Source organism: Devosia sp. BK, from assembly GCF_032907385.1.
Taxonomy (GTDB): Bacteria; Pseudomonadota; Alphaproteobacteria; order Rhizobiales; family Devosiaceae; genus Devosia.
Map to the genome: position 1 here is coordinate 1,661,419 of NZ_JAIMBX010000001.1, position 23,010 is coordinate 1,684,428.

The 23,010-nt window shown below is 59.9% G+C and carries 20 protein-coding genes; 11 read left to right on the forward strand and 9 right to left on the reverse strand.

The features are described from left to right. Positions 1–91: 91 nt before the first annotated feature. Both DevBK_RS08190 and DevBK_RS08195 read right to left on the reverse strand, forming a co-directional pair. Positions 92–1,684, reverse strand: coding sequence for an ABC transporter substrate-binding protein (locus tag DevBK_RS08190; RefSeq protein WP_317185089.1), 1,593 nt, complete (start codon positions 1,682–1,684; stop codon positions 92–94). Positions 1,685–1,879: 195 nt separating this feature from the next. Then, positions 1,880–2,902, reverse strand: a complete 1,023-nt coding sequence (locus DevBK_RS08195) for a LacI family DNA-binding transcriptional regulator (RefSeq protein WP_317185090.1) — start codon at positions 2,900–2,902, stop codon at positions 1,880–1,882. A gap of 631 nt (positions 2,903–3,533) precedes the next feature. On the opposite strand from DevBK_RS08195, the gene chvE reads away from it, so the two are divergent. Beyond that, positions 3,534–4,604 carry a multiple monosaccharide ABC transporter substrate-binding protein gene (gene chvE, locus DevBK_RS08200; RefSeq protein WP_061907106.1) on the forward strand — a complete coding sequence of 357 codons (1,071 nt, stop codon included), beginning with the start codon at positions 3,534–3,536 and terminating at the stop codon, positions 4,602–4,604. Between the two features lie 86 nt (positions 4,605–4,690). Here chvE and DevBK_RS08205 read toward each other — a convergent pair whose 3' ends face one another. After that, entirely contained in the window at positions 4,691–5,722 is a 1,032-nt protein-coding gene (locus DevBK_RS08205; protein WP_061907107.1) for a LacI family DNA-binding transcriptional regulator, read from the reverse strand. 234 nt (positions 5,723–5,956) lie between these two features. Here DevBK_RS08205 and DevBK_RS08210 point away from each other — a divergent pair, with 234 nt between their 5' ends. The 10 genes from DevBK_RS08210 (at position 5,957) to DevBK_RS08255 (ending at position 16,593) form a co-directional block, all read left to right on the forward strand. Then, on the forward strand, positions 5,957–8,272 hold the full coding sequence (locus DevBK_RS08210; protein ID WP_317185091.1) for an alpha-L-rhamnosidase: 2,316 nt from the start codon (positions 5,957–5,959) through the stop codon (positions 8,270–8,272). A gap of 59 nt (positions 8,273–8,331) precedes the next feature. Next, positions 8,332–9,621, forward strand: coding sequence for an ABC transporter substrate-binding protein (locus DevBK_RS08215; protein ID WP_062631025.1), 1,290 nt, complete (start codon positions 8,332–8,334; stop codon positions 9,619–9,621). Between the two features lie 69 nt (positions 9,622–9,690). Then, positions 9,691–10,581, forward strand: a complete 891-nt coding sequence (locus DevBK_RS08220) for a sugar ABC transporter permease (RefSeq protein WP_317185092.1) — start codon at positions 9,691–9,693, stop codon at positions 10,579–10,581. Further along, positions 10,578–11,408, forward strand: coding sequence for a carbohydrate ABC transporter permease (locus DevBK_RS08225; RefSeq protein WP_061907111.1), 831 nt, complete (start codon positions 10,578–10,580; stop codon positions 11,406–11,408). Before DevBK_RS08220 ends, DevBK_RS08225 begins: the two co-directional genes overlap by 4 nt. Positions 11,409–11,452: 44 nt before the next feature. Next, positions 11,453–12,532, forward strand: coding sequence for a sn-glycerol-3-phosphate ABC transporter ATP-binding protein UgpC (locus DevBK_RS08230; protein WP_317185093.1), 1,080 nt, complete (start codon positions 11,453–11,455; stop codon positions 12,530–12,532). Positions 12,533–12,615: 83 nt separating this feature from the next. After that, positions 12,616–12,903 carry a PRC-barrel domain-containing protein gene (locus DevBK_RS08235; RefSeq protein WP_061907282.1) on the forward strand — a complete coding sequence of 96 codons (288 nt, stop codon included), beginning with the start codon at positions 12,616–12,618 and terminating at the stop codon, positions 12,901–12,903. 228 nt (positions 12,904–13,131) lie between these two features. Beyond that, positions 13,132–13,899, forward strand: coding sequence for an amino acid ABC transporter substrate-binding protein (locus DevBK_RS08240; RefSeq protein ID WP_317185094.1), 768 nt, complete (start codon positions 13,132–13,134; stop codon positions 13,897–13,899). A gap of 73 nt (positions 13,900–13,972) precedes the next feature. Further along, complete coding sequence (locus tag DevBK_RS08245; RefSeq protein WP_317185095.1) at positions 13,973–14,653, forward strand: amino acid ABC transporter permease; 681 nt, start codon at positions 13,973–13,975, stop codon at positions 14,651–14,653. After that, positions 14,650–15,408, forward strand: coding sequence for an amino acid ABC transporter ATP-binding protein (locus DevBK_RS08250; protein WP_317185096.1), 759 nt, complete (start codon positions 14,650–14,652; stop codon positions 15,406–15,408). Before DevBK_RS08245 ends, DevBK_RS08250 begins: the two co-directional genes overlap by 4 nt. 33 nt (positions 15,409–15,441) lie before the next feature. Next, positions 15,442–16,593 (forward strand): M20 aminoacylase family protein, encoded by a 1,152-nt coding sequence (locus DevBK_RS08255; RefSeq protein ID WP_317185097.1) that lies wholly within the window; start codon positions 15,442–15,444, stop codon positions 16,591–16,593. A 1-nt stretch (position 16,594) separates the two neighbouring features. Here DevBK_RS08255 and DevBK_RS08260 read toward each other — a convergent pair whose 3' ends face one another. The 6 genes from DevBK_RS08260 to DevBK_RS08285 all read right to left on the reverse strand — a co-directional run bounded on the left by DevBK_RS08260 (position 16,595) and on the right by DevBK_RS08285 (position 22,959). Next, positions 16,595–17,350, reverse strand: coding sequence for an amino acid ABC transporter ATP-binding protein (locus tag DevBK_RS08260; RefSeq protein WP_062631019.1), 756 nt, complete (start codon positions 17,348–17,350; stop codon positions 16,595–16,597). Positions 17,351–17,416: 66 nt separating this feature from the next. Beyond that, positions 17,417–18,253: an amino acid ABC transporter permease gene (locus tag DevBK_RS08265; protein WP_062631018.1), complete on the reverse strand. Its 837-nt coding sequence runs from the start codon at positions 18,251–18,253 to the stop codon at positions 17,417–17,419. Continuing rightward, positions 18,250–19,074, reverse strand: a complete 825-nt coding sequence (locus DevBK_RS08270) for an ABC transporter substrate-binding protein (protein WP_062631017.1) — start codon at positions 19,072–19,074, stop codon at positions 18,250–18,252. Before DevBK_RS08270 ends, DevBK_RS08265 begins: the two co-directional genes overlap by 4 nt. 219 nt (positions 19,075–19,293) lie before the next feature. Next, complete coding sequence (locus tag DevBK_RS08275; protein ID WP_061907119.1) at positions 19,294–21,093, reverse strand: adenine deaminase; 1,800 nt, start codon at positions 21,091–21,093, stop codon at positions 19,294–19,296. A 3-nt stretch (positions 21,094–21,096) separates the two neighbouring features. Next, positions 21,097–22,482: a M20/M25/M40 family metallo-hydrolase gene (locus DevBK_RS08280; RefSeq protein ID WP_317185098.1), complete on the reverse strand. Its 1,386-nt coding sequence runs from the start codon at positions 22,480–22,482 to the stop codon at positions 21,097–21,099. Between the two features lie 96 nt (positions 22,483–22,578). Then, positions 22,579–22,959 carry a response regulator gene (locus tag DevBK_RS08285; RefSeq protein ID WP_061907121.1) on the reverse strand — a complete coding sequence of 127 codons (381 nt, stop codon included), beginning with the start codon at positions 22,957–22,959 and terminating at the stop codon, positions 22,579–22,581. Positions 22,960–23,010 lie beyond the last annotated feature (51 nt).

Here is a 23,010-nt window from a genome sequence, read left to right on the forward strand (position 1 = left end):
GGCCTGGGCAGCGTTCGCACGGGACTTTCGGGGTCTCGCGAGACCGCGCCTGTCGGGTCCGGTCCCTGCGGCGAGGCCGCAGGAGCGCAGGCTACTTGGCGATGGGCTTTAGTGAGAGAGCGTGGATGACGCGCTCTCGTGTGCCTTCGAAGACGACGGGACGGACATAGGGATTTTCCTCGGTCACCCAGCCTTCGAAATTGCGGGTCGAATATTCGTACCAGGTCGGATTGGCGAAGAGGCCGATGACGGGCAGATTTTCGGCCACGGCGACGTGGATGTTCTTCATCTGCGCCATCTGCTCGGCGGGGTCAGCCGTGCTTCGGAAGGCGTCGAGCGCGGCTTCGACTTCTGGCAGGCGCATCTGGTGCATGGCCTGATAATCGACGCGGCCCTTTTCCATGTTCCGCGGATTGAACATGGGATTATAGGTGTTGTAGGGCGTCGGGCCGCCATTGGTCCACATGATGTAACTGTCGAAATCGCCGGTGCGGGCCTTGTCGTTCCAGGCACCCTGATCCATGGTGCGGACGACGGCATTGACGCCCACATCTTGCAGGTTTTCCGAGATGGTCTGCCCGGTATTGATCCAGTCGGTCCAGCCATTGGGGATGTTGATCTCTAAGGAGATCGGCGTGCCATCGGGATTGTCGCGGAAACCGTCACCATCGGCATCGACGAAGCCGGCGGCATCGAGCAGTTCGATCGCCTTGTCGGGATCGTATTGCATCAGCCAGGTATAGGGCTCGAGGGCGGCTTCATCGAACCAATTGGCATAGGTCTCGCCAGTGCCGACGGGGAAGCGTGTATGGGTCGTGAGGCCAAAGGTCGAGATATCGACGATGGTGTCGCGGTCGATGGCGACTGAGATGGCCTTGCGGAATTCGAGATCGTTGAAGGGTGCGTTGGTGGTGTTGATCTGGAGATTCACGTCGCCGCCGGGCGGGAGCCAATAATTGTTGAACTCGCTCTGCGGGGTGAAGGTGATCTCGGGATCGGTGAGGCCCGTGCCGAGCCAATCGACTTCGCCGGCCGACATGGCGGCGATGATCTGCTCATTGCCGTTGAGCTGCAGAAAGCGCAGGCAGTCGATGGCGTTTTCTGCGTTATAGCGGCTGGTCTCGTTGCGGCAGAGCTCTACTGACGAGCGCGAGAAATTGGTGACTTCGGTCCAGGGACCGGTGCCCACTGGCTTGGTATTGGCGTAGTTCTTCGGGTCTTCGATATCGGCCCAGATGTGCTGGGGCAGTGTATAGATGGCGCCGAGCGCGAACTTGGCGAGGGAATCCGGTTCCTTGAGGTTGAACTTGACGGTGTAGTCGTCGATTTTTTCGGCACTGACTACGGAGCCGGTATCGGTATCCTCGACATAGACGTCGATGCCCATCGGGTAATCTTGATGAGCCTTGGCATAGTCGAAGGTAAAGACCACGTCGTCGGCGTTGAAATCCTCGCCGTCGCTCCACTTGACGCCTTCGCGCAGCTTGTAGGTGATCGACATCAGATCGTCGGCGATCTCGTAGGAGGTCGCGAGCGCGGGGTAATCCTTGTCCGGATTCCAGATATTGTCGATCCAGAGCGGCTCATAAGCGAAGTCGCGGACCATCTGCTGCGGTCCGGTGGGATTGTTAGGATTAAAATTTTCGACCAGGGCATCGCTATCGATGGGGTGCAGGGTGAGCACGACCCTATCCTGAGCGAACGTTGGCATGGAAAGGGCCAAAGTGGCCGCGCCTGCGCCTAGAAGTGCCAGGGCTTTGATGGACTTCAGATTTTTAACCGCCAATTGATTCTCCTCCTCGTTGGCAGAAATTCTGGGATCGATCCCACATTTGTCATTCTAAGCCGGCGTCCTCCAAGTTGCCGGGCAGTCAGACGGTTACGCGACCTCCTTGATCGGTTCGACAGGCGCCACGCTCGTACGGATGACGAGACTCGTCTCGACGCTGGCACTGAGAGGGCCAGAGGTCGGATCATCCATGAGGCGCAGCAAAAGGTTGGCCGCTTGCTGACCCAGTGCATCTACCTGTTGGCGGACGGTGCTGAGCGGCGGCGTCAGGTATTTGGCGAAGAACGCGTCATCGAACCCCATCACGGAGACGTCGCCTGGAACGGAGCGGCCGAATTCACGGAGCGCCTCATAGACGCCTGCGGCGATGTCATCGTCGCCCGCGAATATGGCGGTGAAGGCCCTGCCCTCTTCGATCAGCGCCTTGGTGGCGCCATAGCCGAACCGCTCGAGGAACATGCCGTAGACGACGTGAATGTTGTCCAAAGTCAGGTCGAAGGCTGCGAGCGCATCGGTGACGCCGCGCAGGCGCTCCTGGCTATCGCCGAGTGTAAGATTAGCAGAGAGATAGACGATGTCGCGGTGACCCTGTTCCAACAGATGCGTCATCGCATCGCGGGCGCCCTGATAGTTCTCGAGCACGACATTGCCACGCGAGAGTGGACAATGATCCTTGCCGATGGTGACGACGGGGATGCGCGCGGCGCGCAGAATTTCGACGACGTCGGGGCGCATGGGATGCTCGAGATAGAGCACGATGCCATCGCAGGAGCGATCGATGAGTTCGAGGATGGCGCGAGATTCCTGATCCTCGTCGGCATAGCCAGACGACACCATGAGCGACTTGCCGGAAGGACGGACGGCGCGCTGCACGCCAAAAATGATGCTCGCGAAATAGGGCGTTCCGATATCGACGACGACGGCGCCGATGACATTGGATCGATTGGAGCGCAGCGCGCGGGCATGGGTGTTGGGCCGATAGCCCAAATCGGCGATGGCCTGCTCGATGGCCTTGCGCTTGGATTCGGAAACGTAGCCATTGCCGGCGACGACGCGCGACACGGTGGAACGGGAGACACCGGCGCGTCTCGATACGTCGTCAATCGTTGCCATGCTCTCCCTCCCTTCCACTGCCGAACCTCTATGGGACCGATCCCACCTATGGGATATCGATTTAAATTTCCTGTCAAGGCAGCGAGATAGAGGTGTGAACAAGGTCGCTGACTTTGGGGAAATACCGATGGCCTCGGCTTCATCGCCGTGTTTAGTCTCACTTCACACCGGTGTTTTGCTGTTTTTTATTCCGCGGCCCAAGTCGGATCGGCCCTAGCGATGACGGCAATAGGCCAACGCCATCTGGAGTGGACCGCAGATGCATATCGATTAATTTCGATGATTAGAAAAAACTGCTGTTTCTCGGCACAGCGTCTTCACTCGTGAAGTCGTCGTCCTGTTATTCTAAACCAGCAACTATCTGAAATACCACTATAAATTTCCGCTTCGGAAAGGGAGATGCGCCGTTCACTATTCGGGACGTACGTACCTCATGCCCTCTTGCGGACGAGGCGTTCTGCTCGTAGTCTCTTCTCGCTGGCTTGGGAGGGCCGGAGCGCAACGTCGCCGCGTTGAGATGACCAATCACCATCGTTCAAGTCGTCACCCGTAGGGCCCCGCGCCTCATGGGTCCGACTCGTCAGCAGCTTGGCCGCGACCTCCACCAGCATTGAAAACAGGGAGTGAAGACATGAACTTTTTGAAGTCTCTCGCAGCGACCGTCATGGTCAGCGCGCTTGCGCTGGGTGTGACCGCCGCCTCTGCGCAGGACAAGGGCACGATCGGTATCGCCATGCCGGAGCAGACGACGCTCCGCTGGAACTCGGACGGCGCCGAACTGAAGGCCGCGCTTGAAGCCAAGGGCTACACCGTCGACCTGCAATATGCCGGTGACGATATCCCGAACCAGCTCGCCCAGATCGAAAACATGATCACCAAGGGCTCCAAGGCCCTGATCATCGCCGCGCTCGACGGCACGACGCTGAGCGCTGCGCTCGAACAGGCTGGCGCTGCCGGCATCAAGGTCATCGCCTATGACCGCCTGATCCGCGACACGCCAAATGTCGACTACTACACCACTTTCGACAATTTCCAGGTCGGCGTGCTCCAGGCCAATTCGATCCTCAAGGGTCTCGGCTATCCGGAAAAGAAGGGTCCGTTCAATATCGAACTGTTCGGCGGTTCGCCGGACGATAACAACGCCTTCTTCTTCTACGATGGCGCCATGAGCGTGCTGCAGCCCCTGGTCGACAAGGGTGACCTGGTCATCAAGTCGGGCCAGAAGGGCATGGATCAGGTTGGTACGCTCCGTTGGGACGGTGCCACCGCACAGGCTCGCATGGATAACCTTCTTTCGGCCTACTATTCGGACGGCAGCCATGTCGACGCCGTTCTCGCACCGAACGACGGCGTTGCTCGCGGCATTCTCTCCTCGCTCAAGGGCATCGGCTATGGTTCTGCCGACCTCCCCTACCCGATCATTTCGGGCCAGGACGCCGAAGTCCCCTCGATCAAGGCGATCATTGCCGGCGAACAGTATTCGACCGTCTACAAGGACACCCGTGAACTGGCTCGCGTGACTGCCGACCTCGTCGACAACGTGCTCAATGGCCAGGAACCGGCTGATCTCGACACCACGACATACAACAACGGCGTCAAGGTTGTCCCCTCGCTGCTGCTGACCCCGTATGAAGTCGACAAGACCAATTACAAGGAACTGGTCGTCGACTCGGGCTACATCAAGGAATCCGATCTCCAGTAATTTCTGGAAATGCGAAATGGGGCTCCGCGTGCGCGCGGAGCCTTTTTTGTTTTTAGGGCTAGGTCGTTTTGCCGGGGGCAGCCGGATTAGCGGCTCAAGCGCATCGAGCTTCGGCGCGACACCAGCCGCGGCGTGACCACGAAATGCTCTGCCTCTTGCCGACCCTTGATCCGCTCGATCAGCAAGCGCGCGGACTGCAAGCCCAAGAGCTCGCCGGACTGATCGATGCTCGACAAACCATTCTGCGCGAGATCGCAATACATGGTGTTGTCGTAGCCAACAATGCCGACATCGCCCGGAATGGAGAGACCCATTTCGGTCGCGACGCTGATGACTTCGAGCGCGATGAAATCGGTCCAGCAGAAGATCGCATCTGGCCGATTTGGCCCTTCCAGCAAATGGCGCGCAGCGAGCTGCACGTCGCGCAGCGATTGGGATGATTGGATGATGTTGATGTTCTTGGCAATTCCAGCCTCGAGCATGGCGCGGCGATAGCCAAGTTCGCGCTCGGCCAGAATGGTCGAAGTGCCGCTGAAAAGGCTGAGCATGGCGATATTCTTGTAGCCGTTGGCCGCCAAGTGTCGAACCGCCAGCATGGCGCCCTGCTGATCGTTGTTATTGACCGTGTCGAAATGATCCGCTTGCGGGTCATGGTGTCCGATTGTCACCAAAGGCTTGAGGGCGGCGATCTTATCGTGATTGGCGCGATCCTCGGTCGAGCCAATGAGGATGATGCCATCCATCTGGCGATCGAGCATGGACTCGACAAGCGCCATTTCGGTGCGCACCGAGTTTTCGCTGATGCCCATCAGCGCACGATATTGCGTGCGCTCAAGGGCCTGGTTCACGCCCACCATGATATCGGCAAAGAACGGGTTGCGCAGATCGGGGATGATGAGCCCTAGCGTATAGGTCTGGCCGCGCATGCCTCGGGCGGCTGCGAGCGGCCGATAGCCCAGCCGATCCATCGAGACGCGCACCTTGGCGCGGAGAGTATCGGACACACCATAAGCATCGCGGAGCACTTTTGAGACGGCGGCGACGGAAACCCCCGCATCCTCGGCCACTTCGCGAATGGTGACGCGGCCCGTTTTTCGATCGCCATCGCTCGTTTTCATCGTGCTGTGACCCTTGGTTTTCGCCGCAACAGGATGATCTTCAGGCGCGGAAATCGTCCGCTTACACTATCTGAAAAAAGTGGATTGCCAAAAGATGAAATCTGTAGAACGATACACGTAGAACATTCTACAAGACCGCAGAGGCGGCAGATATATGGGAGGACAGGCGTGAACCACGCATCGGCACTTCGTACTCAGGATTCCGCACCGTTTAGCCGGGTGTGGACCGCTGACATGATCCGCCCCCTCGCCGATCAGGGACAAGGAACGCCTGCCAGTTTTGTAGCCAAGACTTTCTCGATCGATCAGGTTGGTGGCGGCGAGATTTTGCATATCAGCGCTCTTGGCCTCTATCGTGCATTCATCAATGGGCAGCGCGTGGGCGACGATCTGCTGACGCCCGGTTGGACTGTTTATGACAAGCGGCTGTCATTCCAGAGCTACGAGGTCAGCGACCTTTTGAAGACGGGCGAAAACCGGATCGAGATCTGGCTCGCCGATGGCTGGCTGCGCTCGCAGATGATGTGGGGCGAAGCGCCGCTGTTCGATACCTGGGGCAAGCATATTGCCGCGATTGCCGAGCTTGTGGCGACGCCGGGCGACGACGCGCCGCTGCTTGTTACCGACAGCACCTGGGAAAGCGGCGAGCTGCCGATCCGCAAGTCCGGAATTTATTTCGGCGAAATCTTCGATGCGCGCGTCACCCCGAAGGTGACGGCGGGAACCGAAGTCTTGGCGTTCGATACGGCGGTGTTGATCCCGCATGAAACGACGCCCGTGCGAATGCTCGAGCCGCTCACGGTGCAGAACTCCTGGACCGATGCCGAGGGTCGGACGGTTTATGATTTTGGCCAGAATGCGGGCGGCAATGTCGCCTTCACCGTGAAGGGTGAAGCGGGCTCCAAGGTCAGTGTCGAGCATGGCGAAGTGCTCGACAAGGACAAGCAGTTTTATAACGGCAATTACCGTACGGCGACGGCGCGGCTCGAATACATCCTCGCAGGTACGGGCGAAGAACATTACCGTCCGGTCTTTACCTTCCAGGGCTATCGCTATGTCAGGGTGACAATCGATGGCGCAGCTAAAGTGCTCGACATCGTCTCCGAGCCGATCAGCTCAGTGACCGAGATAAGGGCCAGTTTTTCATCGGCCAATCCGCTGGTCGACCGGTTGTTCCTCAACACGGTCTGGTCGCAGCGCGCCAACTTTATAGAAGTGCCGACGGACTGTCCGCAGCGCGACGAGCGGCTCGGCTGGACAGGCGATGCGCAGGTTTTTGCGGGGACCGCGGCCTATCTTGGCGACGTGCACAGCTTCTTCCAGAAATGGACGCGCGATCTGATGGCGGATCAGCGGGAGGAGGGGGCAGTGCCACACGTCTGTCCTGATCCGACGCGCATGCAGCCGGAGCATTATCCGGGCTTTTATGGCTCGACCGGCTGGGGCGATGCGATCTACCAGATCCCTTGGCAGATGTATCTCCACTATGGCGATACGGCGCTGTTGCGCGAAGCGCTGCCCAATATGGTCAAGTGGGTCGACTTCGTCTGGTCGATCAGCGACGGTCCGATCGTTTCGCCGCCGCGCGAATGGGGCGCACGGGGTTTCTCGTTTGGGGATTGGCTGCAGCCCAAGGGGCCGAGCGCCAAGCCGCTGCCGACCATTGGCGACGATGCTGCAGCGACGATTTATCTTCATATCGCGGCCAGCCGCGTTGCGGAGATCGCCAGGATCGTTGGCGACGCCGAAATCGCAACGCGTCTCGATACGATGGCCGAGGCGGTCAAGACGGCTTTTGCCGGCGAGTTCATCACGGCTTCTGGCCGTCTCGCCTATGACGACCAGACATCTTATGCCCTCGCGATCGTCCATGACCTGATCCCGGCGGACAAGTTTGAGGCAGCCAAAGGCTATTTCAAAAACACGATCGATCGCGCGGCGCGGCGGATCGGCACGGGCTTTATCGGCACACCAGCTCTGTTGCCGGCCCTGATCAAAATCGGCGAATGGGGTTTGGCCAGCGAAGTCTTCCTGCAGGAAGAGGTGCCGGGCTGGCTCTATCAGGTCAAGATGGGCGCAACGACGATCTGGGAGCGCTGGGACGCGATCCAGCCCGATGGCTCGATCTACAATCCGCAGATGAATTCCTACAATCACTATGCCTATGGCGCTGTGTGCCAATGGCTGCTCGAGGGCGTTGCCGGCTTCCGTCCCGACGAGAAGGATCCGGCCTTCAAGACGATCATCTTCGAACCGATCATTTTGCCCCAGCTCTCGCCGGTGAAGGCCGATCACGATAGCCCTGCAGGCAAGATCGCTGCAGCCTGGACGATCAACGGCGAGGCCGTGCGCTACGATATCGAAGTGCCAGCGCAAAGCCGGGGCGTGCTGCGTCTCGCCTCAGTCTACCGCGATGCGACGCTCGATGGCCAAGCCATCGGCCACGAGGACATCGCGCTGATCCCAGGCAAACATACAATCACGTTCAATTACACCGCACCCAAAGCCGCCAAGCTCGAAAAGTCGCGGGTAAACGCCAACACGCCCTAAGGCTGTTTCGGCACATTCAACCGGGCCTCAAAAACAGGCCTTATCAGGGAGGTAGACGCATGACCAAGACCAAATTATTCGCGCTGATGGGCGCCAGCACGATCGGCCTGCTGATGACGGCCAATGCCGTCAACGCGCAGCAATCGGGCAATCTGTCATTTTTGATCGACAATGGCCCGCAATCGGTTGCCGTCGCCGAAGCCTGGGTGGCTGCCTATACCGAGAAGAATCCTGATGTCACCATCGACATCGAAGTGCGCCCCGGCGGCGGCGAAGGCGACAATATCGTCAAGACGCGCCTTGCGACCGGCGCAATGTCCGATGTGTTCTTCTACAACTCGGGCTCGCTGTTCCAGGCGATCAATCCGGTGCAGAACCTCCTGCCGCTGACCAATGAGCCATTCCAGGCCAATGTGCAGGACAGTTTCAAATCGGTGGTTTCGGCCGGCGGCGAAGTCTATGGCGCTCCATTTGCGCCAGCAATGGGCGGCGGCATTTTCTACAACAAGCCGATCTATGAAGAACTGGGCCTTGAAATTCCCAAGACCTGGGACGAGTTCATGGCCAATAACGAAAAGATCAAGGCGGCGGGCAAGACGGCCGTGATCCAGACCTATGGGGACACCTGGAGCAGCCAGCTTTTCGTTCTCGCCGATTTCTACAATGTGCTGACCGAGGTGCCAGATTTCGCCGAGAAGTACACCGCGGGCGAAGCCAAATTTGCGACGACCCCGGCCGCTCTCCGTGGTTTCGAGAAACTGCAGGAAACGCACGACGCCGGCTTCTTCAATGCCGATTTCGGCGCGGCAACCTATCCCGATGGCCTGCGCATGGTCGCAACGGGTGAAGGTGCGCATTATCCCATGCTGACATTCGGTATCGGCGCCATTGCCGAAACCGTTCCGGACCATATCCAGGACGTCGGCTTCTTCGCCCAGCCTGGTGACAGCGCCGAGACCAATGGCCTGACGACCTGGATGCCTGACTCGATTTATGTCGCCAAGAGCACGGCCAACCCTGACCTCGCCAAGGACTTCGTCGCTTTCGTCGCTTCGCCCGAAGGCTGCGATGTTCGCAACGAAGCCGTGGGCGCCACTGGTCCCTATATGATCGCCGGCTGTGAGCTTCCTGCCGACGTGCCGCCTGCCGTTGCCGACATGCTGCCCTACTTCCAGGAAGGCGGCCACAACGGCCCGGCGCTTGAATTCCTCTCGCCGATCAAGGGTCCTGCTCTCGAGCAGATCACCGTCGAAGTCGGCTCGGGTATTCGTCCGGCAGCGGAAGGCGCCGCACTTTACGACGAAGACGTGCGCAAGCAGGCTCAGCAGCTTGGTCTTGCCGGCTGGTAATCGTTTCTGACTTGCCGCGGCTCCGGAAGGCGAAAACCTTTCGGAGCCGCGAGGCATTGCGAGGTTTCCATGACAGCATCGGCTGTTGCCACGCTCAAGACGCAGCGTCGGTCTCTTTATCCCGGCTGGTTCTACGCGCCGGCGGCAGTGGTTTATTCCATGCTGTTTCTGGCGCCGACCTTTGCGTCGCTCTATTTCAGCCTGACGCGCTGGACGCTTTTTGACGCGACCTTTATCGGTTTCGATAATTTCGCGCAGTTCTTCCGCGAGCCATTTCTTATCCAGGGGCTCGTCAACACCGTCATCTATGCCGTGATTACCTCGGGCCTCAAAGTGGTGATCGGCATGCTGCTCGCGGTGATGCTGACCAGCCAGATCATGGCGCGCGGCTATCTGCGTTCGGTGATCTTCTTTCCGGTGCTGGTCTCGACCATTGGCGTCGGCATGACTTTTACGGTGCTGATGCACCCGACCATGGGCATGATCAACCAGACCCTTGCCATGATCGGCATCAAGGGGCCGGGCTGGCTCGTAGATCCGAAGCTCGCGCTGTTCTCCGTCGCGCTTGTCGATGTGTGGAAGGGTGTCGGCCTAGCGACGGTCATCTATATCGCCGGCCTCGTTGCAATTCCGAAGGACTATTACGAGGCAGCGCGGATCGATGGCGCGACCAAATTACAGAACTTTTTCTATGTGACGCTGCCGCTCAGCCGTCCGGCAACCGCGACAGTCATTACGCTCTCCTTCATCGGCGGGCTGCGCACCTTCGACCTCATCTGGGCCATGACCAAGGGCGGTCCCGGCTTTGCCTCCGACACGGTCGCCTCCGTGATCTACAAGCAATATCAGGCTGGGTTCTACGGGCTTTCGACCGCGGGCAATGTGGTGCTTTTCATCCTCATCGCGGTGCTGGTCGTGCCGCTGACCATGGTCCTCAATCGTAAGCAGGGTCACGAATGAAGACGTCGCGCGCTTCTCTTTTTGGCGGTTTTGCCGCCATCGCGGCCACGTTCGTGGTCTTCGTCATCCCGTTCCTGTTCATCATCCTGATGGCCTTCAAGGACAAACAGCAGTCTGCCCTGCGCGACTTCTCCTGGCCCAACGGCTTTCACCTCTTTGAAAACGTCTATGAGGTGGTCAAGACCCGCAACTGGATGATGATCACGGCCTTCATCAACTCGACGCTGATCACCGTCATCAGCGTCACGCTGCTGATTGTTCTTGCAGCCATGGTCGGGTTCGTCCTCGCGCGCCGCAAGACGCGCTGGAATGGGTTGATCGAATTTCTAATCCTAGCGGGCCTCATGATCCCGCCGGCGGTGGTTCCAACGATCTGGTTGCTGCAAGGCCTAAAACTGTTCGGCACGCTCCATGGCATGATCCTGATCCAGGTGGCCTATAACCTGCCCTTCTCGATCATTCTCTATCGCGCCTTTATCGCCACCATTCCGCGCGAACTCGACGAAGCAGCGGTGATCGATGGCGCGCGTCCGCTCGATGTGTTCTTCCGCATCATCCTGCCTTTGCTCTGGCCGGTGACGGTGACCAATATCGTCGTGCAGTCGGTTGGTATTTTCAACGATTTCACCAACCCGCTCTATTATCTGCCGGGCAATCAGAATGCGACGGTGCAGCTGACGCTCTATAATTTCCAGAGCCAGTTCAGCACCGCCTACAACCTCCTTTTCACCAATATCCTGCTCATCACCATCCCGCCGCTCATCGTCTTCATGTTCTTCAACCGGCAGATCGTTGCCGGCATGACGGCCGGCGCGGTCAAGGGCTGAACCATGCGCATCTCAACGACACTTTCACGCGAGGAATTCTGACCATGGCCGGTTTGGAACTCAAAAATATCCAGAAGACCTATGGCCAGGTCGAGGTCATCAAGGGCGTCAATCTCACGGTGGAAGACGGGGAATTCGTCGTCTTCGTCGGCCCCTCGGGCTGTGGCAAGTCCACCCTTCTCCGCATGATTGCGGGGCTCGAGGACATTACCGGGGGTGAACTCTATATCGGGGACAAGCTTTGCAATGATGTCGAGCCGCGTGACCGATCCATCGCCATGGTGTTCCAGTCTTATGCGCTCTATCCGCACATGACGGTCTACGACAATGTCGGCTTTGGTCTCAAACTGGCGAAGACGCCGAAGGATGTGCGCGACCAGAAGATCCGCGAAGCGGCACGCATTCTCAAGATGGAGCACCTGCTCGATCGCAAGCCCGGGCAGCTTTCGGGCGGTCAACGCCAGCGCGTCGCTATCGGCCGCGCCATCGTGCGTCAGCCGGAAGTTTTTCTCTTCGACGAGCCGCTCTCAAACCTAGACGCCGCGCTGCGCGTCGATACGCGGATGGAAATTGCCAAGCTCCATGCCGATCTTGGCGCCACCATGATCTACGTGACCCACGATCAGGTCGAGGCGATGACGCTGGCCGACAAAATCGTCGTTCTCGATGCCGGCGTCGTCCAACAAGTGGGCTCACCCATCGAGCTCTACCAACGACCGGCCAACCTCTTTGTCGCTGGCTTCATCGGTTCGCCGAAGATGAATTTTGCGCCGGTCAAAGTCGATGCCATCGATGCCGATGGCGTAACGGTATCAGGCCAGGATGTGATCAACCTGCGGCTGCCGATCCAAACCAGCGGCGTCAATGTGGGTGATGCACTGACCCTCGGCGTGCGGCCGCATGACCTTGCGATCGCCGCATCCGGGACGATCATCGGACGCGTAACCCTGACCGAGCGGCTCGGCAATGAGACCATCGTCAATGTCGAACTGCCCTCGGGCGCGTCATGGCTGGCGGTGCTCGCGGGCGACCATATGCTCAACCGCGGCGAGAGCCTGAGTTTTCATGCGGAGACGTCGAAGGCCGTCGTCTTCGACAAGAATGGTCAGTCGCTGGTTTCTTGAGACGAGATAGAAGGCGGCAGCGGACCAATGGAACCGATCGCCCAACCGGCGGGTTGGAGTGGCTCAAACAAGGAGCCTTGATCATGGACCATACCAATCACGTCCGTCTGTCCACCGCCGAACTGACGCCATCGAACCTCGAGGGCGCCACGATCTATGGCGCTGACGACCATAAGGTCGGCAAGGTCGACCACGTTCATGGCCTCGATACCGTGATCATCGATGTCGGCGGCTTTCTCGGGCTTGGCGCCAAGCCGGTTGCCGTGCCGGTGAGCGATCTTGAATTCATGCGCGACGAAGATGGCGACATTCACGCCGTGACCTCGTGGACAAAGGATCAGCTCAAGCAGATGCCTGAGCACCACCACTAAGAAAAGAGCCCGGCCTAGCGCCGGGCTTCTTTTTTTGTTCTGTAAGAGTCCACTCGTGGTCTCTTTTCAGCAATAGGCGGCTCAGGAAATCGGCAAAAGAAGAACATGCGGACGGCCAAAGCCGCCAAACGAAAAACATCCATCCAAGCAATTGAAAGCCGCCTGAAAGATGGGCAAATTCCGCTGCAATTGCGGCCCGGACTGCGGGCTTGCGGACAGGAGAAATCGATGAAGTTTTCCAAAGTGCTCGTCGCCGTTGGTCTGTTGGCGCTTTCCACCCCGGCCTTCGCGCAGACGGCGCTGGACCAGGTGAAGGAAGCCGGTGTGCTCAAGATCGGCACCGAAGGCACCTATGCTCCGTTCACCTTCCACGACGCTTCGGGCGCGCTGGTGGGCTTTGACGTCGAGATCGGCCAGGCTGTTGCCGAGCATCTGGGCGTGAAGGCCGAATTTGTCGAAGGTCCTTGGGATGGCCTGATCGCGGGTATCGACGCCAACCGCTATGACGTCGTGATCAACCAAGTCGGTATCAATGCGGACCGCCAGGCGAAGTACGATTTCTCCGAGCCTTACATCGCTTCGAAGGCTGCTCTCGTCGTCAAGGACGACAACACCGACATCACGAGCTTTGAAACGCTCAAGGGCAAGAAGTCGGCCCAGAGCCTGACCAGCAATTTTGGCAAGCTGGCCGAAAGTTTTGGTGCTGAACTCGTCGGCACCGAAGGCTTCGATCAGTCGATCGCCCTCGTCATTCAGGGCCGTGCCGATGCGACGATCAATGACAGTTTGTCGTTCTTCGATTTCAAGAAGCAGCAGCCGGACGCACCGGTGAAGGTTGTCGCCACCGCCGCTGACGCCGATTTCTCCGGCATCATCCTTGCCAAGGGCAAGCCGGAACTGCTGGCCGCGATCAATGAAGCGCTCGACGCCATCAAGGCCGACGGCACTTATGCGGAAATCTCGCAGAAGTACTTCGGCGAGGACGTCTCCCAGTAGTCTCAGACGCTTCGAATGTTTAGAAGGGATCGGTCGAGGGTCGACCGGTCCCTTTTCATTGGCAGGATGATGCATGCCCCATTGGCTGAACCTGATGATCGAGTCCCTGCCCTCTTTGCTGTGGGCCTGTATCTTGTTCACCGTCCCCCTGACGCTGCTTTCCTTCGTGCTTGGGCTCAGTCTTGGTTTGCTCGCGGCCATCACGCGGCTCTTCGGGCCAAAGCCATTTGGGCTTGTGGTGCGGTTTTATGTCTGGATCATTCGCGGCACGCCGCTTCTGGTGCAGCTCTTCCTGATCTTTTATGGCTTGCCGAGCGTCGGGATCGTGCTCGATGCTTTTCCAGCCGCGCTCATCGGTTTCACGCTCAATATCGGCGCCTATACCTCGGAAATCATCCGGGCTGTGCTATTGGCCGTGCCCAAGGGACAGTGGGAGGCGGCCTATTCCGTTGGCATGACATGGGCGCAGGCGATGCGCCGCACCATCCTGCCGCAAGCGACGCGCATTGCCGTGCCGCCGCTTTCCAACACGTTCATTTCGCTCGTGAAGGATACTTCGCTAGCTGCCGCCATCACGGTGCCCGAGCTATTCCGAGCCGGGCAACGGATTGTCGCGACGAGTTATGAGCCGCTTATTCTTTATGTCGAAGTGGCGCTGATTTATCTCGTCGTCAGCTCGGCCCTTTCCAGTTTGCAGGGGTGGCTGGAAAAGCGCCTCTCCCGCTATGGCGGTTCTATCGAGGCTGCATCATGATCGCGCTGGACAGGATCGAAAAAAGCTTCGGCGACAACCACGTTCTCAAGGGCGTCAGCGTGGATGTGCCGGAGGGTCATGTTACCGCGCTGATCGGCGCTTCGGGAAGCGGAAAGAGCACGCTGCTTCGTTGCGTCAATCTGCTCGAAGTGCCGCAATCGGGCGAAGTGCGGATCGACGATACCTCTATCCGGTTCACACCCAACGGCAAGCCCGACCGCGCCACTATCCTCGCGCTGCGGCGGAAGACGGGTATGGTGTTCCAGAATTTCCAGCTTTTCCCGCACCAGAGCGTGGTGGAAAATGTGATGGAGGCGCTGGTCACCGTGCTGAAGTGGCCAAAGGACCGCGCTCGGGCTCGCGCCATGGAACTGCTCGAAAAGGTTGGCATGACCTTCAAGGCCGATGCCTGGCCATCGAGCCTGTCGGGCGGGCAGCAACAGCGTGTGGCGATTGCCCGGGCGCTCGCGCCGGCGCCCCGCGTGCTCCTTTGCGACGAGCCGACATCGGCGCTCGACCCGCAGCTTGCCATCGAGGTGGTGGAGGTGCTGGCGCAATTGGCGCGGGAGGGCACGACCATGCTGATCGCTACGCATGACCTGCGGCTGGCCGCCAGTATTGCCAGCAATGTCGTCTATCTCGATGCCGGACAGGTGGTTGAAGCGGGGTCGTCCGCGGACGTTTTCGGCTCTCCCAAGGATGAGCGGACGAAGCGCTTCATTTCGACGCTCAATGGGCAGGCAGCGATTGAGTAAGCCTGCGCGAGCCGAGTGAGAGACTATTCCGCGATGTCCCTGCCAAGCACGATCGATGATTTTGTGGCGCTGCGCCGTCGGCTTCATGCCGCTCCGGAGCTGGGACACGCGGAGGTCGCGACCAGCAAGCTCGTGGCTGAACTCCTCGAAGGCTGGGGCTATGAGGTAGCGACGGGGCTTGGCGTGACCGGGGTCGTCGGGACGCTGCAGAACGGCGTTGGTGAGCGGATAATCGGGCTGCGTGCCGACATGGACGCCCTGCCGATTACCGAGGCGACCAGCGCGGATTATGCCAGCCAGACGCCGGGGGTGATGCATGCCTGCGGGCATGACGGGCACACGACCATTCTGCTTGCGGCGGCGAAGGAGTTGGCGGAGCGGCGCAATTTTTCGGGCACCGTAAGGCTGATCTTCCAGCCAGCGGAAGAGACGGGCGGTGCGGTGCAGATGATCGAGGATGGGCTCTTCGAACGGTTTCCGGTCGATGCCATTTTCGGGCTGCACAATTGGCCCGGCGTGCCAGCGGGCCAACTCCGCTTCATCGAGGGCCCGGCAATGGCATCGGTCGATCTCGTTATCATCACCATCAGAGGAAAGGGTGGGCACGGCGCCCTGCCCCACGAGACTGTCGACCCGATCGTCGCGGCATCGTCCCTGGTGATGGCGCTGCAATCGATCGTGTCGCGCAATGTCGATCCGCTCGAAACCGCAGTGATCACGGTCGGAATGATGAATGGCGGGACCATGCCCAATGTGATCCCCGACAGCGTCGAGCTGCAGATTACCGTACGCTCCTTCAGCGACGCGGTGCGCGACCGCATCCGCGAGCGGATCAAGACATTGGCGGAGGCGCAAGCTGCGAGCTATGGGGCGGTCGCGGAGGTTTTCCATCCGCCCGGTTTTCCGGCTCTTCACAACGATGCCGAGGAAACCGCGTTCGCTCGGCAGGTAGCCATTCGCCATTTCGGCGACGCACAGGTCGGCACGCTCGACCCGCTCCTGGTCAGCGAGGATTTTGCCTTCATGCTCGAAAAGCAGCGGGGCAGCTATCTCTTTATCGGCAATGGACCAAGCGCGGACCTCCATAGCCCTCGCTATGATTTCAATGACGCCATCATCGCGCCGGCAGCGCGCTATTGGGTGGCACTGGTCGAGGATTTCCTCGCCGCCAACCGGCCGGCTTAGGTCAGGCCGAAGCGCCGAGACGACCCGACGCAATAATCCGCTCGAGGAATTTCTGCGTGCGCGGGTTTTCCGGGCTGGAGAACAGGCGCTGGGGGTGGGCCTCTTCGATGATGCGGCCGGCGTCGAGGAAGCAGACGCGATCGGCGACATCGCGGGCGAAGGCCATTTCGTGCGTGACGATGACCATGGTCATGCCTTGGGTCTTGAGATCGCGGATGATCTTCAAAACTTCGCCGATCAGTTCGGGATCGAGCGCTGCGGTCACTTCATCGAGCAGCAAAACTTCGGGATCGGTGGCGAGTGAGCGGATGACCGCGACGCGCTGCTGTTGCCCGCCGGAAAGCTGCTCGGGATAGGACTTGGCGTACTGGCCGAGACCAAAGAGATCGAGCAGCTTTCGTGCCGCATCCTCCGCTTCGGCGCGCTGGCGGCCATGAACTCGCACCGGGGCAAGGGTGATGTTGTCGAGAACCGTCAGGTGCGGGAAGAGATTGTAGGCCTGGAAGACAATGCCGATGCGCTTGTAAAGGCCGGTGCGGCCGAAGCTTTCGTCATAGATATCCATGCCATCGAGCCGGACGGCGCCCTCGTCGAACTCGGTCAGGCCGTTGATACAGCGGAGGAGGGTCGACTTGCCGGAGCCTGAGGCGCCGATGAGGCAGACGACCTCGTGGTGCGCAACAGAGAGGTCTATCCCATCCAGCACCAGACGCTCGCCATAAAACTTGGTGAGCTTGTCGATCTCGATACGGTTCATACAAGAGCGCTTTCAGAAAAAGTGCGAAGCGGTTTTTCGGTTCGAAAGCGCGACAAAACGAACATACTACAAGGCACTCTGGAGACGGCGTTGTCGATCGCGGCGGGCGACATAGTCGGTCAGCCGAGCCATCGGAATAGTGGCGAGGAGGAAGAGGATCGCGGCGACGACGAGGGATGAATAATTGAAGGTGCGCGCCGTATAGATCTGCGCCTCGCGGACCGCATCGCGAACGCCGAGGACGGAGAGCAGCGCGACGTCTTTTTGCAGAGCGACGACGAGATTGAGCATGGCCGGAACGACGTTGCGCAGCGCTTGCGGCAGGATGGCATAGCGCAGCGTCTGCCACTGTGTCAGCCCCAAGGCCTTGGCGGCCATGCCCTGCCCTTCGTGGACGGCTTCGATGCCGGAGCGATAAACCTCGGTGGCATAGGCAGAATAGCTCAGCACCAGCGCGACGCCGCCCCAGAAGAGACCATTATTGGGCAGGCCCGGCAGGTTGAGCGCTGGAATGCCGAAGCCGAACAGCAGCACGAGGAGCAAGGCGGGCAAACCGCGAAAAAGGTCGACATAAAGAATGGCGAAGATGCGCAGCGGGGCAAAATAGGGTCCGCCCATGGCGCGGAAAATCGCGAGGATCAGGGCCCAGATGCCAATGCAGATGAGACTGATGATCCAGATCTGGAGGCTGACCAAAAACCCGCGGGCCACGCTTGGCGCGGCTTCGAGCATTGCTTCGATGCTGAAAAACTGGCTCTGGATGCGCGGCCATTGTTCGGCAGAGCCGACGAAATAGGCGATGGCGCCGAAGACGATGATGACGCTGACCAAACTAATAAGGACCGGCGTGAGCCGATCCTTGAGAGCGATCGTCCGGCGTCCCTTGCCGGGTCGTCGTGTCATTCGTTGATCACCGGAATATTGGGATCGGCAACGAGATATTTCTGGACGAGTTCGTCGATCTTGCCGCTATCGCGGATGGCAGCAAGGCCTTCGTTGATCCAGGGTACAATCGGATTGCCTGAGGCGAAGAGGAGCGCGAGACCTTCATCCTTCGGGTCCTTGGGCAGGAGCGCCGTGATTTTCGCTTCCGGCACCTGGACGGCCGTGGCGTAGAGCGCAGTCGGCAAAGCGGCGATGGTCGCGTCGATCTGACCACCCTGCAGGGCCTGGAAGACGCCGGCCTGATCGTCATAGACGGCAGCATTGTCGATGCCGAGGACGTTGGTCACGTAGTCGAAATCGGTGGTGCCGACGGCAACGCCCCAGCGCGCCTGCTTAAGATCGGCGAAGGATTTTGCGCTGGCGACGGTCGAATCCGGCAGCGCGATGACGGCCTTGTCCGACTGATAATAGACGTCGGAGAAGGTCGCGACCTTGGCGCGATCGGGGGTGACCGAAATCTGCTGGATCGAGAAATCGTAGTTCTTGGGACCGGGCGCAATGGCGCCGTCGAAGGTCACATCGACCCAGACGACATCGTCGCGCTTGAAGCCAAGCTGCTCGGCGAGGGCATAGACGAGCGCCGCTTCAAAGCCTTCACCGGCTTCCGGATTGTTATCGAGCACCCAAGGCGGATAGCTCGGCTCGGAGGTGCTGACGGTCAGCTTGCCTGGCGTGAACAGGCGCGGATCGTTGGGCGTATTTTCCTGCGCCACGGCAGGCATCACCAGCGCGATCGCTGCCAGGAGGCCGGCCACGATCACATTATGCTTCTGAGCCATTCTGTACTCTCATCGAGTGGTGTTTTGCCCGGCAGTACGGACTTTCGCCCATTTTCGCCACCAAGCCCCGCGTTGAAATTTAACGACAAACGCCGATTGCGCCAGCCAGATAATTGCAAATTTGTGAACCCACGAGGTTGTTCATTGCACCTAGTGGCTTTCGCGTAAAAAAGCGATGGTTTTGCAAGACGATGGCGATTGTCGCATGTCCGGCCTCGACTAGTCGAATAGCGGCTGCAAAACCATCTCCGGCACTTTGACCAGACCCTTGTCGGTGATGCGGATTTCAGGGATCACCGAGAGAGGGATCAGGTTAAAGCCCATATAGGGAATGGTGCAGCCGACCTGCGCCCAGGCAGATTTGAGAAGCTGGTTTTCTGCGGCAACCTCGTGCACGCGCTTGTCGGACATAAGACCGGCGACTGGCAGGGCGACGAAGGCGAGCACTTTGCCCTCCTGCACCACAACCACGCCGCCGTTTGATGCTTCGATGGTGTCGAGGGCAAGTTGCATGTCGGCTTCATTGGTGCCGGCGAGAATGATGTTGTGGCTGTCGTGGCCGACGCTCGAGCCGACCGCGCCATTCTTGATGCCGAAATCGTGGAGGAGACCGTGGGCAATGCCGCCATTAGATTTGCCGTGGCGCTCGATGACGGTGACGAAGCTGAGATTGTCACGCTCGAGGATTGTCGCCCAATCGTTGGCCGGGGCGATTTCGACCTTGCGGTGCGGCAGGACGATGCCCGGCATTTCAATGCCGATGGCATTGGCGGTGACGCCGGCCGAGGGCAGCTCTGGCGTGAGCTTCAGGTTTTTGGGCAGGTGGACGGTGTTGTAGGCCGCCTCGGGATAGCGGTAGCGCTGGTTGAGGGTTTCTTCGAGCAAAGGCGTGATCTTGCGGTCCTCGACCATGAGTTCGCCGCCATACCAGGTATTGACCGGCTTTAGCTCATCGTCGAGCAAGACGAGATCAGCGCGGCGACCGCCGCCGAGGCCGCCGATGTCGTCGCCTAGGCCGAAGCGGGTGGCGCCGTGGAGCGAGCCCATGGACCAGGCTTGTTCGGGGCTGACGCCGCAACGGATGGCTTCGCGGACGACCCAATCGAGGCCGAAGCTCAGGAGATCGTCGGCGTCGCGATCGTCGGTGCAGACGCAGAAGCGCTTGTGGCTTGCGCCGAGTTGGGTGATCGGCTTGATGGCTTCGACGATGGAATTCCAGGGCGTTGCGGGATTGCCGCCGCGAAGGAAAACCCAGATGCCGGCTTCGACGAAATCTTCGGCGATGTCGCGATCGATGGCTTCGTGTGTGTCAGTGACGCCGGAGGCCGCATAGGGGGCGACGAAGTCGCGGCCGTAGATGTGGCCAGAGACCGGGCGGCCACGCTTGAGGGCTTCGGCGATGATGGCGTGGCTGCGCGGATCGCCCATGGCGACGGGCACGAAGTCCATCTTTTCGCCAAGCGCGACGGCTTCGGGCCACTTGTCGAAGAGTGCGCCGATCTTTTCGGGCGTCAGGTCGCCGCCGGCCGTTTCGAGCTCCGGCGAGGTTGCGGGGACGGTCGAAGGAACGGTGAGAAAGATCGAGAGCGGGGCGAGGCGCGCGTCTTCCAACATGGCTTCGACACCGGCAACGTCCATGACATTGCCGATCTCGTGGCTGTCGCAGAAGATCGTGGTGGTGCCATTGAGGAGCGCCGCTTCGGCATAGGCGCAGGCGGTGACCATCGAGCTTTCGATGTGAATGTGCGGATCGACGAGGCCGGGGGCGATGATGCCGCCCTTGGCGTCATAAGACTTTTTGGGGGCGGGGCCGGCTTTATGAGCGCCTGCCGGTTTGACGGCGGCGATGCGGCCGCCGGAGAGCCAGATTTCCTTATCGGCCAGAATGCGTTCGGAATAGGTCGAGAGCACGCGGGCGCCGGTGATGACGAGATCGGCTGGGGCGCGGCCACCGGCGACGGCGGCGAGCGTCGTGATTTGGCTATGGAGCGGGCTTACTGAAAAGCGGGTGATCGCCATGGGTCAGGCCTCGGAGAATGCGTGAAGGATGCACACCCAGGAGCGGATGCCTTTGTGAAAGCTCGACAGGTCGTATTTTTCGTTGGGGCTATGGATGCGATTGTCGAAGCGGGCAAAGCCGATGAGGAGGCTGTCCATGCCCAGCCGCTCCTTGAATTCGCCGAGGATCGGGATGGAGCCGCCGGTGCCGGCAAGCGCGGTTTCGCGCTGCCATTCCTCGGTGAGGGCGTCCTTGGCCTTTGTGAGCAATTTGCCATCGAGCGGCATGGATTGGGCGGCGGCGGTGCCATAGGCCTTGAAGGTGACGCTGCAATCGGCCGGGATCATGGCGCAGACAAAATCGCGAAAAAGTTCGCGGATGCGGTGGGGGTCCTGCCCGGCGACGAGGCGGAAGGAGATTTTGGCGCCAGCCTTGGCGGGGATGACGGTTTTGAAACCGTCGCCGGAATAACCGCCCCAGACGCCGTGGACTTCGGCGGTCGGGCGGGCCCAGACCTGTTCGAGGACCGAGCGATCGGCTTCGCCGGCTGGGATGGAGAGGCCGATATCGCCAAGGAATTTTTCGGCGTCGAACGGTAAACGTTCCCACTCGGCTTTGTTGGCGGCGGGCAATTCCATGGCGCCATCATAAAAACCTGGGATGGCGACGCTGCCGTCTTCGTTGCGGAGGGCGCCGATGATGGTGCCGAGGAGCTGGACGGCGTTTCGGGCGGCGCTGCCGAACATGCCGGAATGAAGATCGCGATCGGCGGTCGTGACCTCGAACTCTTCGGAGACGAAGCCGCGCCACATGGTGGTGATGGCGGGGGTTTCGCGGTCCCACATATCGGTGTCGCAAACGAGGATCGTGTCAGCCTTGAGGTCTTCTGCATTGGCTTCGAGGAACGGACCGAGGGAGGGCGAACCGGCCTCTTCCTCGCCTTCGAAGAGCATCGAAACCTGGATCGGCAGACTGCCGGTGACGGTCTTCCAAGCGCGACAGGCTTCGATGAAGGTCAGCAACTGGCCTTTGTCGTCCGAGGCGCCGCGGCCGGTGATGAAGGTTTCGCCATCGGGCTGGGGGACGAGGGTGGGCTCGAATGGCGGTGTGTTCCAGAGGACCAGCGGATCGACCGGCTGGACGTCGTAGTGGCCATAAAAGAGCACGTGGGGACCGGCGACCTTGGGGCCGTGGCCGACGACCATGGGGTGGCCTGCCGTGTCGCGGACGCTGGCGTCGAAATCGAGGCTTGCCAGCTCATCGCGGAGCCATTCTGCAGCGCGGCGGCAATCGCCGGCATATTGGGGCTCGGTCGAAACCGATGGAATGCGGATGAACTCAAAGAGCCGTTCGAGGCTTTGGTCGAACTGGCTTTCGGCTTTGGCGAGTACGGTATCGAGATCGGTCATAGAAAAGGGAATCAACCTTGGAGCACCCACCGACACTGCGGCATCTTGGTGCAAAAGGTAAGGTTGATGACCTTCGCCAGTGCTGATAGCGGATTGCTAGGTCACGCTCTCCGCATGCTTTTCGAGAAGCGTTGCGAGAGCCCGTTCGACATCCTCGTACTGATAGGGCTTGCTCAGAAATAGACCGCCGGCCGGTAGATCGGCTTGTTGCAGCGGCTGTTTGCCGGAGGTGATGAGTATCCCGATATCAGGCAGGCGATCGCGGACGTCTTTGGCGAAGGCCAGACCGTCGGTGTCTCCCGGCATATGAATGTCGGTGAAAATGAGCGCGATATCCGGTCGCGCTTCGAGCGCCGCCCAGGCGTCGACGGCAGTCGCTGCTTCAAGCACCTCGTATCCAGCCTCTTCCAATTGATCGATGAGCGCCATGCGGACGAGAAACTCGTCTTCGACAAGAAGGATTGGCAAGCGAGACATCGGTCATCTCCGTATTCGTCTTGGCTGGCGAAGTGACGTTCGCCGGCTGGC